Origin of the sequence: Octadecabacter dasysiphoniae, assembly GCF_021532615.1 — a bacterium.
GTDB lineage: Bacteria > Pseudomonadota > Alphaproteobacteria > Rhodobacterales > Rhodobacteraceae > Octadecabacter > Octadecabacter dasysiphoniae.
The window spans coordinates 252,416-267,552 of record NZ_JAKGAQ010000003.1; the positions used below are offsets into that span (position 1 = coordinate 252,416).

General features: G+C 56.9%; 16 protein-coding genes. 14 read left to right on the forward strand and 2 right to left on the reverse strand.

The window, feature by feature from the left end; all coding sequences use genetic code 11:
• Complete coding sequence (gene glmU / locus L0664_RS13565) at window positions 1-1,353, reverse strand: bifunctional UDP-N-acetylglucosamine diphosphorylase/glucosamine-1-phosphate N-acetyltransferase GlmU (protein WP_235226630.1); 1,353 nt, start codon at window positions 1,351-1,353, stop codon at window positions 1-3.
• 127 nt (window positions 1,354-1,480) lie between these two features.
• Here glmU and L0664_RS13570 point away from each other — a divergent pair, with 127 nt between their 5' ends.
• Window positions 1,481-2,143 carry an HAD-IA family hydrolase gene (locus L0664_RS13570; RefSeq protein WP_235226423.1) on the forward strand — a complete coding sequence of 221 codons (663 nt, stop codon included), beginning with the start codon at window positions 1,481-1,483 and terminating at the stop codon, window positions 2,141-2,143.
• 47 nt (window positions 2,144-2,190) lie between these two features.
• Window positions 2,191-3,393, forward strand: coding sequence for a DegT/DnrJ/EryC1/StrS family aminotransferase (locus L0664_RS13575; protein ID WP_235226424.1), 1,203 nt, complete (start codon window positions 2,191-2,193; stop codon window positions 3,391-3,393).
• On the opposite strand, the gene L0664_RS13580 is transcribed toward L0664_RS13575, so the two are convergent.
• Window positions 3,394-4,080, reverse strand: coding sequence for a S24 family peptidase (locus L0664_RS13580; protein WP_235226425.1), 687 nt, complete (start codon window positions 4,078-4,080; stop codon window positions 3,394-3,396).
• Between the two features lie 116 nt (window positions 4,081-4,196).
• Here L0664_RS13580 and L0664_RS13585 point away from each other — a divergent pair, with 116 nt between their 5' ends.
• The 12 genes from L0664_RS13585 to L0664_RS13640 all read left to right on the forward strand — a co-directional run bounded on the left by L0664_RS13585 (window position 4,197) and on the right by L0664_RS13640 (window position 15,128).
• Window positions 4,197-4,442, forward strand: coding sequence for a hypothetical protein (locus L0664_RS13585; protein ID WP_235226426.1), 246 nt, complete (start codon window positions 4,197-4,199; stop codon window positions 4,440-4,442).
• A gap of 68 nt (window positions 4,443-4,510) precedes the next feature.
• Window positions 4,511-5,674: an acyl-CoA dehydrogenase family protein gene (locus L0664_RS13590; RefSeq protein WP_235226427.1), complete on the forward strand. Its 1,164-nt coding sequence runs from the start codon at window positions 4,511-4,513 to the stop codon at window positions 5,672-5,674.
• A complete protein-coding gene (locus tag L0664_RS13595) occupies window positions 5,671-6,213 on the forward strand; it encodes a lysozyme inhibitor LprI family protein (RefSeq protein ID WP_235226428.1) in 543 nt (180 codons plus the stop codon). Before L0664_RS13590 ends, L0664_RS13595 begins: the two co-directional genes overlap by 4 nt.
• Entirely contained in the window at window positions 6,210-7,760 is a 1,551-nt protein-coding gene (locus L0664_RS13600) for a carboxyl transferase domain-containing protein (RefSeq protein ID WP_235226429.1), read from the forward strand. Before L0664_RS13595 ends, L0664_RS13600 begins: the two co-directional genes overlap by 4 nt.
• Window positions 7,761-7,789: 29 nt before the next feature.
• Window positions 7,790-8,242 carry a hypothetical protein gene (locus tag L0664_RS13605; protein ID WP_235226430.1) on the forward strand — a complete coding sequence of 151 codons (453 nt, stop codon included), beginning with the start codon at window positions 7,790-7,792 and terminating at the stop codon, window positions 8,240-8,242.
• Window positions 8,229-10,175 (forward strand): acetyl/propionyl/methylcrotonyl-CoA carboxylase subunit alpha, encoded by a 1,947-nt coding sequence (locus L0664_RS13610; RefSeq protein ID WP_235226431.1) that lies wholly within the window; start codon window positions 8,229-8,231, stop codon window positions 10,173-10,175. The genes L0664_RS13605 and L0664_RS13610 overlap by 14 nt, the downstream gene beginning before the upstream one ends.
• Window positions 10,162-11,022, forward strand: a complete 861-nt coding sequence (locus tag L0664_RS13615) for a hydroxymethylglutaryl-CoA lyase (RefSeq protein WP_418888034.1) — start codon at window positions 10,162-10,164, stop codon at window positions 11,020-11,022. The genes L0664_RS13610 and L0664_RS13615 overlap by 14 nt, the downstream gene beginning before the upstream one ends.
• The gene (locus tag L0664_RS13620; RefSeq protein ID WP_235226433.1) at window positions 11,015-11,794 is read left to right on the forward strand and encodes a crotonase/enoyl-CoA hydratase family protein; all 780 of its coding nucleotides are present in this window, start codon (window positions 11,015-11,017) and stop codon (window positions 11,792-11,794) included. The genes L0664_RS13615 and L0664_RS13620 overlap by 8 nt, the downstream gene beginning before the upstream one ends.
• 229 nt (window positions 11,795-12,023) lie before the next feature.
• Window positions 12,024-12,389 carry an NADH-quinone oxidoreductase subunit A gene (locus L0664_RS13625; RefSeq protein ID WP_235226631.1) on the forward strand — a complete coding sequence of 122 codons (366 nt, stop codon included), beginning with the start codon at window positions 12,024-12,026 and terminating at the stop codon, window positions 12,387-12,389.
• Window positions 12,380-12,913, forward strand: a complete 534-nt coding sequence (locus tag L0664_RS13630) for a NuoB/complex I 20 kDa subunit family protein (protein WP_235226434.1) — start codon at window positions 12,380-12,382, stop codon at window positions 12,911-12,913. Before L0664_RS13625 ends, L0664_RS13630 begins: the two co-directional genes overlap by 10 nt.
• A 33-nt stretch (window positions 12,914-12,946) precedes the next feature.
• Window positions 12,947-13,561, forward strand: coding sequence for an NADH-quinone oxidoreductase subunit C (locus L0664_RS13635; RefSeq protein WP_235226435.1), 615 nt, complete (start codon window positions 12,947-12,949; stop codon window positions 13,559-13,561).
• 346 nt (window positions 13,562-13,907) lie between these two features.
• Window positions 13,908-15,128 carry an NADH-quinone oxidoreductase subunit D gene (locus tag L0664_RS13640; protein WP_235226436.1) on the forward strand — a complete coding sequence of 407 codons (1,221 nt, stop codon included), beginning with the start codon at window positions 13,908-13,910 and terminating at the stop codon, window positions 15,126-15,128.
• The last annotated feature ends 9 nt before the right edge of the window (window positions 15,129-15,137 follow it).

Below are 15,137 nucleotides of genomic sequence, written 5' to 3' on the forward strand. Positions count from 1 at the left end.
TCAGGTCTCCTTGGCCGCTTGGGCCTTCTTTTTCTTTAATTTTTCAAACAGTCGGCGGGCAAACCCTGCCTTGTTTTCTTGTCGCGCGCGCCCGACGGCCAAATCACCTGCGGGCACATTATGGGTCACAATGGTTCCGGTCGCCGTCATGGAGTCGTCGCCCAATGTCACAGGCGCAACCAGCATTGTGTTTGATCCCACAAAAACATCTGCACCGATGTTTGTGCGATGTTTGAACACGCCGTCGTAGTTGCAGGTGATCGTTCCTGCGCCGATGTTTGACCGCTCCCCGATATGGGCGTCGCCGATGTAGGACAGGTGGTTCACCTTGGCCCCCGCATCGATCACGGCGTTCTTGATTTCGACGAAATTGCCAATCTTTACGTCTTCGGCCAGCTCAGCACCAGGGCGCAGCCGCGCGTAGGGGCCAACGACTCCGCCACGTGATACGTGGCAGCCTTCAAGATGGCTAAAGGCGCGAATGGTAGCGTTGTTTTCAACGGTCACGCCGACGGCAAACACCACATTGGGTTCAACAACGCTGTCTGATCCGATGTAGGTATCATGGCTGAAGTAAACCGTGTCGGGCGCTTGCAGTGTCACGCCATTGTCCATCGCATCGCCGCGCGCACGGGTTTGAAACGCCACTTCGGCACCTGCAAGTTCGGCGCGTGAATTGATGCCCATTGTTTCGCTTTCGTCGCATCGCACGACAGTTGCGGACAAACCCTGACCATGGGCCAATCCGATAATATCCGTGAGGTAGAATTCCCCTGCTGCATTGTCGTCCGTGACGCGATCGAGAAGATCAAAAAGAACATCCGATTTCGCGCAAATCACACCTGAATTACAAAGGGTTACGGCACGTTCTGCCTCGGACGCGTCTTTGAACTCTACGATTTTCTCAAGCGCATTACCATCCATCACCAACCGCCCGTAACGGCCGGGATCGGCGGCTTCAAACCCAAGCACGACAACGTCATGGTCCCCGCGCGCAACCAGCATCGCTTCTAGCGTTTCGGGGCGGATGAATGGCGTGTCGCCATACAACACGATGGCATCGCCATTGAACCCGTCCAATGCGGCACGGGCCTGCAAAACCGCGTGGCCAGTGCCCAATTGTTCGGTCTGCAATACGACATCAACATCGTCTGACCAGTCTTTCGCCGCTGCCTCGACCGCGTCAGACCCATGCCCCGCGACAATCACTGTGCGTTCTGGTTCAAGTGCTGCGCCGGATTTCATTGCGTGGATCAGCAAGGGCGCGCCGGCAACGCTGTGCAACACCTTGGGCAAATCGGACTTCATCCGAGTGCCTTTTCCTGCGGCCAGAATGATCAACGCGACTGCCATATACTTTACCTTGTTCAAATTTTTCACCTTCTTACGCAGGAATGGGGATTGCGCAAGTGCGGGGGGTTCACATCCCATGTCGCTTGGTTACAGATGGCGCAAATGCGCGCAAAGGGGCAGGACGACAATGGGAACAGTGATTTTCGATCTGGATGGAACGTTGGCCGACACGTCTGGCGATTTGATTGCGGCGGCGAACGCATGTTTTCGTGGGCTTGGACTGGGTGATTTGCTTGATCCGGCGCGGGACGCGGGCACGGCGCTGCGGGGCGGCCGGGCGATGTTAAAGCTCGGGTTTTCGCGGGTTGATGGCTACGGCGATGAAGATATCGACGGGCAATATCAGACCCTTCTGGATGCTTATGCCCAAGACATTGATACGCATACCGTTATGTATCCGGGCGCGATGGAGGCGGTCGAGGTCTTGAAATCAAACGGTTTCAAAGTCGGGATCGCGACCAATAAACCCGAAGGATTGGCCCATATATTGTTGACGCGCCTTGGCGTGCGTGATGCATTCGGGTCGTTGGTTGGTGCGGATACGCTGACGGTCAAGAAACCTGACCCCGAACATCTGTTCGAAGCTGTCCTTCAAGCGGGCGGCGATCCGGCAATGTGTTGCCTTGTGGGGGACACCGCGACGGACCGTAACACGGCCTTGGCCGCAGGTGTTGCATCCATTCTGGTGACGTTCGGCCCCTCTGGTGAGGATATGGCCGCCCTCAACCCAGAGGTTCTGTTGGATCACTTTGACGATTTGCCCAGTGTCGTTGAACGGCTTTTCAGGTAATCAAAAACCAGATTGACGCCAGCCAACCGCGCTTTCACAAACGCTGTATGACAGAGATATTCAACGGCGTATTCACCCAGCAAGAACCGATTCCACAGGCGGGGATCGACGCGGCCATGGCTGTGCTGACCCACGGGCGGTTGCACCGCTACAACACCAGCGGCGATGAAATCGCTGAAGCGGCGTTGCTTGAGGAAGAATTCGCGGACCTCACGGGGGCGAAATACTGCCTTGCGGTGGCGTCGGGTGGCTACGCAATGACGACAGCTTTGCGTGCCTGTGGCATCGGCCACGGCGACACCGTGCTGACCAACGCATTCACGCTGGCGCCAGTGCCCGGCGCAATTGCGGCCGTAGGTGCATCGCCGATATTTGTGGGCGTGACCGAAGATCTGGTCATTGATCTGGATGATCTGGCCGCGAAAATCGATCAGGCTTCGGTTCTATTGTTGTCCCACATGCGGGGCCATATCTGCGACATGGATGCCCTGATGGCGCTGTGTGATGCAGCAAACGTCACCGTGATCGAGGATTGCGCACACACCATGGGCGCGCATTGGAACGGCATACCATCCGGGCGTTGGGGCAAGTTCGGATGTTATTCGACCCAGACTTATAAACACGTCAATTCCGGTGAGGGCGGGCTTCTTATTTCGGACGACGCAGAGGGCATGGCACGGGCGATCATGCTGTCCGGCAGCTACATGCTGTTTGAACGTCACCGCGCGGCGCCGCCGCCTGAAACATTTGCGCAGATCAAATATGAAACACCCAATATTTCGGGCCGGATGGACAACCTGCGCGCGGCCATTTTGCGCCCGCAACTTGCTGATCTAAAAACACAATGTGACCGTTGGAACGCCCTTTACGCTGTTATGGACGCGGGATTGGCCGACACGCCTGGCATGACGCTGACGACACGGCCCGCTGCAGAAGGGTTTGTTGCGTCGTCGTTTCAATTCCTGCTTCTCGATTGGGACCCCGCAGCTGTGCAAGAGGTCATTGCGGGCTGTCTTGCGCGCGGGGTTGAGCTGAAATGGTTCGGCGGGGCGGAACCCACCGGTTTTACATCGCGCTATGACAGCTGGCGTTATGCGGCGTCCGAACCGATGCCGCAAAGCGACCGTATTCTGGCGGGTGTGATAGACATGCGTTTGCCGCTGACGTTCAGCACAGACGATTGTGCCCAGATCGCGCGCATCATCCGCGCCGAAGTCAGTCGTGTCTTTCAGGCGCAGGCGGCGCAGTAATCAGGGTTGATGAACGATCCAGACCACGCGCCCCAAAACCTTGAGCGTGGCGAGTTCATCGCCTTTGAAAATCTGGACAGGCTGGTCGGGTTTATCGCCCTTCAACAGCATCATATCGTTTGAGGGGCTTTGTACGCGGGCAAAAACATAGCTGCCTTTCACACTGAACGCCCAAATACCGTCTGCTGACGTGTCTTTTTGCGCGGTATCAATCAGCGCAAGGGTGCCCACCGTCAGTGTTGGCACCATATCGTCATTGATGACGGGCAAAAACGCGAGCGTATCGGCATTGACGCCGCTGGTCGTTAACCATTGCCGCGCAAGGGCCACGGGTGCGGTGCCGCGAAAATCAGGGGCCGCGGCGGCGTGATACGGGATCGGTAAGAACCCCATCTCAAGCGCCTCGTGTCGCATGCGCGCGCTGGACAGCGGTTGAACCGTGCGTTCGGCAAACCCGGCGGGCAGGCGCACGATGGTATTTTCGCGTTCCTCCCCAAAGTAAAATTCCAGATCCAATACATCGGCCAGCTTGCGTAAGGCGTCGGCGTTGAACCGTTTCGGGTTGCCGGTTTCTTGGCGCATATTCTTGATCAAGGACGGGTTGCCGACAGCCAGTCGCGATGCAGCCGCCGCGGAGAGACCTTTGCGCGATAGCGCGCTGTCGATTATGTCCAGAATATCTTTCACCTGCACGGAAAAGCGCATAATTTACCTTAGGGCAATCCTGATCAGTAACGACCCTATACCTTTGGCCATAAATGGCTAAAACTGGCAGTGACTGATTTCTGGGGGGAAAATACGTCATGACCACTATTTGCGCGGCTTTTGATAATATTCGGTTGATAAGACGTAAAATTCGGATCGCAGAGGAGGAATTGGACGCAATTCCACAGGGAACACAACGGGATGCGTCCCTTATCCGGCTGTCCAACCTCACGCAGGACTTGGTGCGCGCGCTGCATGATTTTGCTGAACTCGGCTATGAAGAAGTGGTCGCAGAACACCTATTGGCTGGCCGCGCCAGCGTGCAGCACGTTCGCCACCATTGACCGAAGCCGCGGCGCGTGCCATTTATTGAACAAGCGTTCAATAAACTCATGCAACTTGAAAGCCGCCTATGTTTACGGCCTCAATGACCTTCGATTTTGATGATGACATCGCGGCCATGCGCGACATGGTCCATGCGTGGGCGCAGGCCCGTGTCAAACCGATGGCCAAAGCCATCGACAATGAAAACGTGTTCCCCGCCGAACTTTGGCAAGAAATGGGTGATCTTGGATTGCTCGGTATTACGGTGGGCGAAGACGATGGTGGGGCAGAGATGTCCTACCTCGCGCATGTCATCGCGATTGAGGAAATCGCCCGTGCATCGGCGTCAGTTGCGCTGTCTTATGGGGCCCATTCGAACTTGTGCGTGAACCAGATCAAACTGAACGGGACGGACGCGCAAAAGGCCAAATACCTGCCCAACCTGATTTCGGGGGCCCATGTCGGCGCATTGGCGATGTCGGAGGCGGGGGCGGGATCTGACGTTGTGTCCATGTCGCTGCGGGCGGAAAAACACAATGACCATTACTGCCTGAACGGTACCAAATACTGGATCACCAACGGCGCAGAGGCGGACACATTAGTGGTTTACGCCAAGACCGATCCATCGGCGGGATCAAAAGGCATAACGGCCTTTTTGATAGAAAAATCAATGGTGGGGTTCAGCACATCAGCCCATTTTGACAAACTGGGCATGCGCGGGTCCAACACCGCTGAACTTGTGTTCAATGATGTCAAAGTGCCCTTTGATCATGTATTGGGCGAAGAAAACCGCGGGGTTGCGGTGCTGATGTCAGGGCTTGATTATGAACGGGTCGTGCTGGCGGGGATCGGCGCAGGCATCATGGCCGCCTGTCTGGACGAGGTCTTGCCTTACGTGTCTACCCGAACGCAATTCGGCGAACCTATTGGTAATTTCCAGCTGATGCAGGGCAAATTGGCGGATATGTACACGGCCCTCAATTCGGCGCGCGCCTATGTCTATGCCGTTGCCAGATCCTGTGATGCAGGCACCGTAAGGCGGGCGGATGCTGCGGCGTGTTGTCTTTATTCCTCCGAACAGGCGATGGTTCAGGCCCACCAAGCGGTGCAGGCTTTGGGCGGTGCGGGTTTTATGGCCGATGCACCTGTCGCGCGGCTGTTTCGTGATGCCAAATTGATGGAAATCGGCGCAGGGACATCTGAAATCAGGCGGATGCTGATCGGTCGCGAACTTATGGGATCAATGGTATGACGAACACATTTTCAATTTCGATGGCGGCCTTGTGTCTTGCTGCAATCCTGCCCACCGCGTCGCAGGCAGAACCGCAGCCAGCGGTGCTCGCATTGATGCCTTACATGGACGGCGTTGCGCCCTGCCTTGATGCTGCAACAACCGAAAATGTCGCAGTGGCGTGCATCGGGGAAGGTGCGCGCATTTGCATGGACGGTGATCCGGACCAGAACCAAACCACACTTGGCATGGTGTTTTGCCTGTCCGCCGAAGAAGAAGCATGGGATCGTCTGCTGAACACGCAATACGCGCAAACAATGGATGGTCTGCGCCGTGTTGATGCGGACGAGGCCGAATTGTTCCCGGAATTTGCCGACCGCGCCGACAGCCTGCGCGCGGCGCAACGTGCTTGGATTACTCTGCGCGATGCAGATTGCGCCCTTGAATATGCGATGTGGGGCGCAGGATCGATGCGCCAGATCGCGAGCGCGAATTGCAGCATGACCAAAACTGCAGAACGCACCATCTATCTGAAATTCCTCGGGGATTACATGCGATGACCCACGAGGCTGCTTTGGCGGATGCGCGGGCAGCCGCGGCGTTGGCTTCAGCGGGCGGGGGTGACAAGGCGCGCGCGCGTCATGTGGCGCGCGGCAAAATGCTGCCCCGGGATCGCGTTGCGAATGTTCTTGATGTGGGGTCTGCGTTTCTTGAAGTCGGGGCGACAGCAGGGCACGGGATGTATGATGGCGCGGCGCCCTGTGGCGGTATCATCGCCGGCATCGGGTTGATCCACGGGCGCCAGGTCATGGTTGTGTGCAATGACGCCACCGTGAAGGGCGGCACCTATTATCCGATCACCGTCAAGAAACACCTGCGCGCCCAAGAAATCGCAGAGCAATGCCGCCTGCCGTGCGTTTACCTCGTGGATTCTGGTGGCGCGAACCTACCAAACCAAGACGAGGTCTTTCCGGACCGCGACCATTTTGGCCGCATATTCTACAATCAGGCCCGCATGTCCGCCAAAGGTATCCCGCAAATTGCTGCCGTCATGGGGTCGTGCACGGCGGGAGGGGCATATGTTCCCGCGATGGCCGATGTTTCAATTATTGTGAAGGATCAAGGGACGATTTTTCTTGCGGGGCCGCCTTTGGTGAAGGCCGCGACAGGCGAAGTTGTCTCGGCTGAGGATTTGGGAGGCGGTGATGTCCATACGCGCCTGTCTGGCGTCGCAGATTATCTGGCTGAGGATGACGCGCACGCCCTCGCGCTGGTTCGCGAGGTAGTGAAAAACGCACATGCGGCGGATGTTGAAACGCCAGAACCTCAGCATTTTGACGAACCGTTGAAGTCACAACAGGACTTTTTCAACCTTATCCCGTCTGACCTACGCACGCCTTATGACATCCGCGAAATCATTGCCCGCATCGTTGATGGATCGCGTTTTGACGAATTTAAGGCCCGCTTCGGTGAAACACTGGTTACAGGTTTTGCGATGATTGAGGGCATGCGCTGCGGTATTATCGCCAACAACGGTGTGTTGTTTTCGCAAGCCGCGCAAAAGGGCGCGCATTTCATTCAACTGTGTTCTCAGCGTAAAATTCCTCTCATTTTTTTGCAAAACATTACCGGGTTCATGGTTGGGCAAAAATACGAAAATGAGGGCATTGCGCGCCACGGTGCTAAGATGGTGACGGCCGTTGCGACAACATCGGTGCCCAAAATCACGATGATCGTTGGCGGCAGTTTCGGTGCAGGAAATTATGGCATGGCGGGGCGGGCTTATAGCCCCAACTTTGTCTGGTCTTGGCCGATTTCGCGCACGGCAGTCATGGGTGGTGAACAGGCGGCTGGGGTTCTTGCGACGGTCAAACGCGATGCTTTGGATCGCGCCGGAAAATCATGGTCTGACGCGGAAGAAACAGCATTCAAACAACCGATTAGTGATCAGTTTGAACAGCAATCTCACCCTCTTTATGCGTCCGCTCGGCTTTGGGATGACGGCGTTATCGATCCACGCGACAGCCGCGCCGTGCTTGCGTTATCTCTGCGGGCGGCCTTGAACACGCCCATCCGTGACACAGATTTTGGCGTGTTTCGCATGTAATGCGCCCTCTGGCAAAAAAGGCTAATTTGATGACCAAGACAAACCGCGGCGATTTCTATTCTGGCCTGCCATGGGTCAACGTTCCCCCTGAACAGGCGCGCGCGCATCCCAAAGGAAAGTTGAACCTTATTTTATGGCTCATCGCCGCATATTTCGTCGCAATCGGCGCGCTGAAATTCGGCCTTGTCCTGAGTTACGGGGCGGGGATTGGTGTGGCGATCCTGAACGGGATTTGGCCCGTTCTAACGGGTATCGGCCTTGCGCTTCGGGTGCCGTGGGCCATTATTATGGCAATGATTTCAGCAGGTTTGACGGTCTATGCGCTGGTGCGCGGATTGGGCGGGGATGGGACCCTGATCACTTTGTTTGAGGTGATCGCAAATGTTGGTATCTTGTTTTATCTGCTCGATGGGGATCGCCCCAATCTGATTTATCGCCACCGCTATCGCAAATATTCGGCTGACGAAGATGCCGGTGACTGACCCGATCAAGACCTTGCTGATCGCCAATCGTGGCGAAATCGCATGCCGGATTATGGCCACGGCCAAGGCGCGCGGGATCACCTGTGTTGCGGTTTATTCGGATGCGGACGCAACAGCGCGCCACGTGCGCATGGCCGACATCGCGATCCACATTGGCGGGGCTTTGGCGAAAGACAGCTACCTGCGCGGTGATCGGATCATAGCCGCAGCAATCGACGTTGGCGCGGACGCCATTCATCCCGGCTACGGTTTTTTGTCCGAAAACCCCGATTTCGTGGATGCGGTTGAGGATGCGGGCCTTCGATTTGTCGGCCCGAGCGCTGCGGCCATTCGTGCCATGGGATTAAAAGATCAGGCTAAGGTCTTGATGATAAAGGCGGGTGTTCCCGTTGTGCCGGGGTATCACGGCGACAATCAAGACGATGCCCATCTGCGCGATCGCGCCGATCAGATCGGATATCCGGTATTGATCAAGGCGGTCGCGGGTGGTGGTGGCAAAGGCATGCGGCTGGCAAAAAACAAGGGCGATTTTGACGACGCGCTGGGCAGTGCGCGTGCAGAAGCACAAGCCGCATTCGGAAATGATGCGGTTTTGATCGAGAAATTCATCACCAACCCGCGCCACATTGAAGTTCAGATTTTCGGCGATGGGGATGATGTTGTTCATCTTTATGAACGTGATTGTTCCCTACAAAGACGCCATCAAAAGATCATCGAAGAGGCCCCGGCGCCGGGTATGACCGACGACGTGCGAAGTGCGATTTGCTCAGCGGCCGTCACGGCCGGAAAGGCGATCAAATACAGTGGGGCAGGGACCGTAGAATTCATCGCAGACGGGTCTGGCCCGCTGCGTGCTGACGGATTCTGGTTCATGGAAATGAACACGCGCTTGCAGGTCGAACACCCTGTGACAGAGGCCATTACAGGTGTTGATTTGGTGGATTGGCAATTGCGCGTCGCGGGAGGATCGGCCCTCCCACGTGCGCAAAAAGACATTAAACTTCAGGGGCATGCGATTGAAGCGCGTCTTTACGCGGAAGACGCCTGCAATGATTTCCTTCCGGCGGTGGGTCGCATTGAGCATTTGCAATTCCCCCCGACATTGCGCGTGGACAGCGGTGTGGATGCAGGGGACGATATTTCGCCCTATTACGACCCGATGATTGCGAAATTGATTGCGCACGCAGACACGCGCGCGGCGGCGTTGGCTAAACTGAGGCAGGGCCTTGCGGCGACGCAGATCGCCGGAACAACTACCAACTTGGGGTTCTTGTTCAACCTTGTCGCGCACCCCGATTTTGACAGTGGTAAAGTCGACACCGGACTGATCGAACGCGACCTAATTAACCTTACTGCAGCCGCCCAAGCGACACCGCAGGATGCAGCGCAGGCTGCGATGGAGTTGAGCGGGCTGATGGCGCCGGGCGATGCACACAGAGGCTTTACGCTTCACGGGCCGATGACGTGGCAGGTCGCCCTGAAAAGTGGCACCGTCGCGCTGACCCCAATGTCGCCTGATCATGTGATTTGTGACGTGGGTGCAGACAGGGTGACCGCCAAGCGTCATGGCGAAACGTGGCGATTTGACGGGAAACTGGCGCGTCCGCACCACGCCAAGACCCGACAAGTGACATTGTTTGGCGCCGCTCCGCTGACGATTGCGGCGTTCGATCCGCTTGACCGGCACAGCACGATTGACGTGGGGAATGGTGTGATAACACCCATGCCCGGCCTGCTGCGCGAGGTTTGCGTTGCAGTCGGTGCACAGGTTCAAACCGGCCAACGGCTTGCCGTGTTGGAGGCCATGAAAATGGAGCACGTGTTGCGCGCGCCCCACGATGGGTCCGTTGCGACAATCACCGCACAGGCGGGTGATCAGGTGCAGGCCGGTATCGTTCTGATAACATTGGATGAACACAGTGGCACAGATTGAAATTTTCGAAGTCGGCCCGCGCGACGGGTTGCAAAACGAACCCCGTGATATCCCGGTTCGCGACAAGATCGCATTGGTTGATGTGTTGTCCAAATCCGGACTGCGCCGCATCGAATGTGCCAGCTTTGTCAGCCCCAAATGGGTGCCGCAGATGGCTGGCAGTGGCGAGGTGTTGATGGGGCTGACCCGATCACCCAAAGTGCGGTATTGCGCATTGATCCCGAACTTGCGCGGTCTTGAGGCCGCAATCGCGGCGGGCGCGGATGAGGTGGCGGTTTTCGCATCAGCCTCAGAAGGGTTTTCGCAAGCCAATATCAACGCTTCAATTGCGCAAAGTCTGGATCGTTATCGCGATGTCGTTGCTGCCGCGAACCAGGCCGGTTTGCGGGTTCGTGGGTATGTGTCATGTGTGGTTCACTGCGCCTTTGATGGCCCCACCGACCCCGCCCAAGTGGCTGCGGTGACGGGGCAACTACTGGCCATGGGGTGTTGTGAAATTAGTCTTGGGGACACGACTGGTGCGGGCACGCCCGACACCATAACCGATATGTTGGCCCACACATTAAACGAAGCCCCTGCCGAGGTCCTTGCGGGGCATTACCATGATACGGGCGGGCGGGCGCTTTCAAATATAGATGCGTCCGTTGAAATGGGGGTGCGGGTGTTTGATGCCTCTGTGGGCGGTCTTGGCGGCTGTCCTTACGCGCCCGGCGCGTCCGGTAATGTCGCAACCGAAGCCGTCGTGCGCCATCTGCACGCCCAAGGGCATGAAACCGGCCTTGATCTGGCCGTCATCGACAAGGCGGCTGAATTGGCCCGCATGATGCAAGGAGACTTTGATGTTTGAAACCCTGATTCTGGCCACTGATCCGCGGGGGGTGGCGACGCTGACTCTGAACCGCCCAAACAAACACAACGCGATGTCAGCGCAGATGATGGATGATCTGGCACATGCGGCACGCCAGCTGGATCGCGATAAGGCCGTGCGGGTCGTTGTGATGAAAGGGGCTGGGCGCAGCTTTTGTGCGGGCGGTGATCTGGGCTGGATGCGCGACCAGATGGGCGCGGATACAGATGCCCGCGTGACCGAAGCACACCGCATCGCGGATATGCTTGGCGCGCTGAACGCAATGTCCAAGCCCCTGATTGCGCAGGTTCATGGCAATGCGGTGGGTGGTGGTTTGGGCCTGTGCTGTGTCGCGGATAAGGTGTTTGCCGCTGACACCTCTGTTTTCGGGCTGACAGAAACCAAGCTCGGTTTGATGCCAGCCACCATTGGTCCCTACGTTGTGGCGCGGATGGGCGGGGGGCACGCACGCAGCGTTTTCATGTCCAGCCGCCTGTTTGATGCGGCCGAGGCCCAGAGGCTGGGCGTTGTGGCTAAAATCACGACCGCGCAAGACCTTGCCGCGGAGGTCGAAGTCGAAGTTCAGGCCTATTTGAAATGCGCGCCCGATGCGGTCGCTGAATCCAAAGAAATGGTCCTTGATCTGGGTGGTGCACCTGACAAAGCGGCGATTGATGCGTCAATCGCAGCGCTATTGAAGCGCTGGGATAATCCCGAAACCGCCCAAGGGATCGCTGCGTTCTTTGACAAAAAACCACCCCCATGGGCCTGATCCTATGACCGGTTGCGGATGCAGATGACCACGCACTTGCGATTGGGCTGATCGCCTTGGAGACCGGTAAATGGCGTCAGCTGGCCAACAGTCCGTTGAAATCCGGGCGGCGCGGCAATTAGCGCGGTCAAAACACGCGGGCACCCGTTGACCCTCTGGGTGCATGGCGATAAACGCGAGAGCAGCCAATGGGCGTGCCAACGTGCGCCATAAATACGGGAGTATGCTCGTGGACGAGATGCTGAGGGACTACCTGCCAATCGTGATTTTTCTGGGGCTGGCCATTGTGCTCGGGATCGTGCTGATCCTTGCCGCCGTCGTGCTGGCCGTGCGCAACCCCGATCCTGAGAAAGTTTCAGCGTATGAGTGCGGGTTCAACGCCTTTGACGATGCGCGCATGAAATTCGATGTGCGCTTTTACCTCGTGTCGATCTTGTTCATCATTTTTGACCTGGAAATCGCGTTTTTGTTCCCATGGGCCGTGGCCTTTGGCGACATTTCGATGACGGCCTTCTGGTCGATGATGGTGTTCCTTGGCGTGCTGACCATCGGCTTTGCGTATGAGTGGAAAAAAGGAGCTCTCGAATGGGAGTAGCGACTGGCGCGAACGACGCAGGCTTTGACCGTGACGTCGCAACGCAAGACCTGAACAAAGAATTGACAGACCGCGGGTTCCTCGTGACGTCTTCGGCTGATCTGATCAACTGGGCGCGCACAGGGTCCTTGCACTGGATGACCTTCGGGTTGGCCTGTTGCGCCGTTGAAATGATGCACACATCCATGCCACGCTATGATGCCGAACGTTTCGGGATCGCGCCGCGCGCGTCCCCGCGCCAGTCTGACGTGATGATTGTGGCTGGCACGCTGACCAACAAAATGGCACCCGCCCTGCGCAAGGTCTACGACCAGATGCCAGAACCGCGCTACGTGATCTCAATGGGGTCCTGTGCGAACGGCGGTGGATATTACCACTATTCCTATTCTGTGGTGCGCGGCTGTGACCGCATCGTGCCCGTGGACATCTACGTCCCCGGCTGCCCTCCGACCGCAGAAGCCCTCTTGTACGGCATCCTTCAGTTGCAGCGTAAAATGCGCCGCACCGGAACGATTGTCCGATAGACCCGACTGACCCAAGACGACAAGGTAGACCTTATGTCTGATGCCCTGAACGAACTCGGCCAACACATCGAAATGAAGCGCCCCGATTGCGTGCTGTCTTTTGACGTCACCGGCGGAGAGCTGACGATGAACGTCACGCCCGCGAACCTGAACGGGTTTGTTGAATTTCTAAAGACCGACAGCCAGTGCAAGTTTTCAACGCTCGTGGATATCACGGCTGTGGATTACCCGGGCCGTGCCCAGCGGTTTGACGTCGTCTACCATTTCTTGTCGATGTATCAGAACCACCGCATCCGTCTGCGCGTGAAGATCCGCGAAGATGAAATGGTGCACTCGATCATGGATGTGCACCCCTCCGCCAACTGGTTTGAACGCGAAGTGTTCGACATGTTCGGGATCATCTTCAAAGGCCACCCGGACCTGCGCCGGATTTTGACGGACTACGGCTTTCGCGGCTACCCGCTGCGCAAGGATTTCCCGACAACGGGCTACACCGAAGTCCGCTACGACGAAGTGCAAAAACGCGTCGTCTACGAACCTGTGTCCTTGGTCCAAGAATACCGCCAATTCGATTTCATGTCCCCCTGGGAAGGTGCCGAATACATCCTTCCGGGTGATGAGAAGACGAAAGAAGATGCGGGCAAATGAAAATGGACGTCTTCGTTATCATGAAGGTATTCTTGCAAATTGGCCCTTACCTCCTTTGGTTGGTTTGGGCGCTTATGATTTATGCTATCTCCCTGACAATGTCCGCCGAACAAATTAGCGGATTCCCGAAGGTTCTCTTTGTTTGGTTCATACTCTTAGCGTTTTTAAGTCTTTTCATGGAGACTGATGGTAGCGTCATTTGGGCTAAATTGAGCGGAACGGAACTTGAAAGACGACTACAATCCTTTCTGTTAGGCGTAGTGCACGCGTTCCTGACAGCGGGTATAGTTGAAAAGGCACGTCGCACGTTATCAATGCGGCAGCAAAAACGGAGCGAGGCATCCCAATGATGGACGGCACCAAAAACTTCGATGACGCCCTTACAGGCGAACAGAAGATCCGCAATTTCAACATCAACTTCGGCCCGCAGCACCCTGCGGCGCACGGGGTTCTGCGCCTTGTCCTCGAACTGGACGGTGAGATCGTGGAACGCTGCGATCCGCACATTGGCCTGCTGCACCGTGGCACCGAAAAGCTGATGGAATCGCGCACCTACTTGCAAAACCTGCCGTATTTCGACCGCCTCGATTACGTGTCTCCGATGAACCAGGAACACGCTTGGTGTCTGGCGATTGAAAAGCTGACAGGCACAGAAGTGCCGCGTCGTGCGTCCCTTATCCGCGTGCTCTATTCCGAAATCGGCCGCGTGCTGAACCACCTGATGAACGTCACCACACAGGCCATGGACGTCGGCGCGCTGACCCCGCCTGTTTGGGGTTTTGAAGAACGCGAACAGCTGATGGTGTTTTATGAACGCGCCTGCGGTGCCCGCCTTCACGCGGCCTATTTCCGCCCGGGCGGTGTGCACCAAGATCTGCCCGATGATCTGATTACAGACATTGAGGCTTGGGCCGACCAGTTCATGACAGGCTTCATGATCGATGTGGACGGGTTGCTCACCGAGAACCGCATCTTCAAACAGCGCAACGTCGATATCGGCATCGTGACTGAAAAAGACATCCTTGATTGGGGTTTCTCTGGCGTGATGGCACGCGGCTCCGGCCTCGCGTGGGACCTGCGCCGCAGCCAGCCCTATGAATGCTACGACGAATTTGAATTCCAAATTCCTGTGGGCAAGAACGGCGATTGCTATGATCGCTACCTGTGCCGGATGGAAGAAATGCGTCAATCCGTGTCCATCATCCGTCAGGCCTGTGCCAAGCTGAAGGTGGAAAAGGGGGATATCATGGCGCGCGGCAAGATGACCCCACCCACACGCGGTGAAATGAAAACCTCGATGGAGGCGTTGATTCACCACTTCAAACTTTACACCGAAGGGTTCCACGTGCCTGCGGGCGAAGTTTACGCCTGCGTTGAAGCACCAAAAGGCGAATTCGGCGTGTTCCTCGTGGCCGATGGATCAAACAAACCTTACCGCGCGAAACTGCGCGCGCCGGGCTATCTGCACCTTCAGGCGATGGATCACGTGGCATCCAAGCACCAGCTTGCGGATGTGGCCGCCATCATCGGCACCATGGACGTCGTGTTCGGGGAAATTGACCGATGATTATGGGCG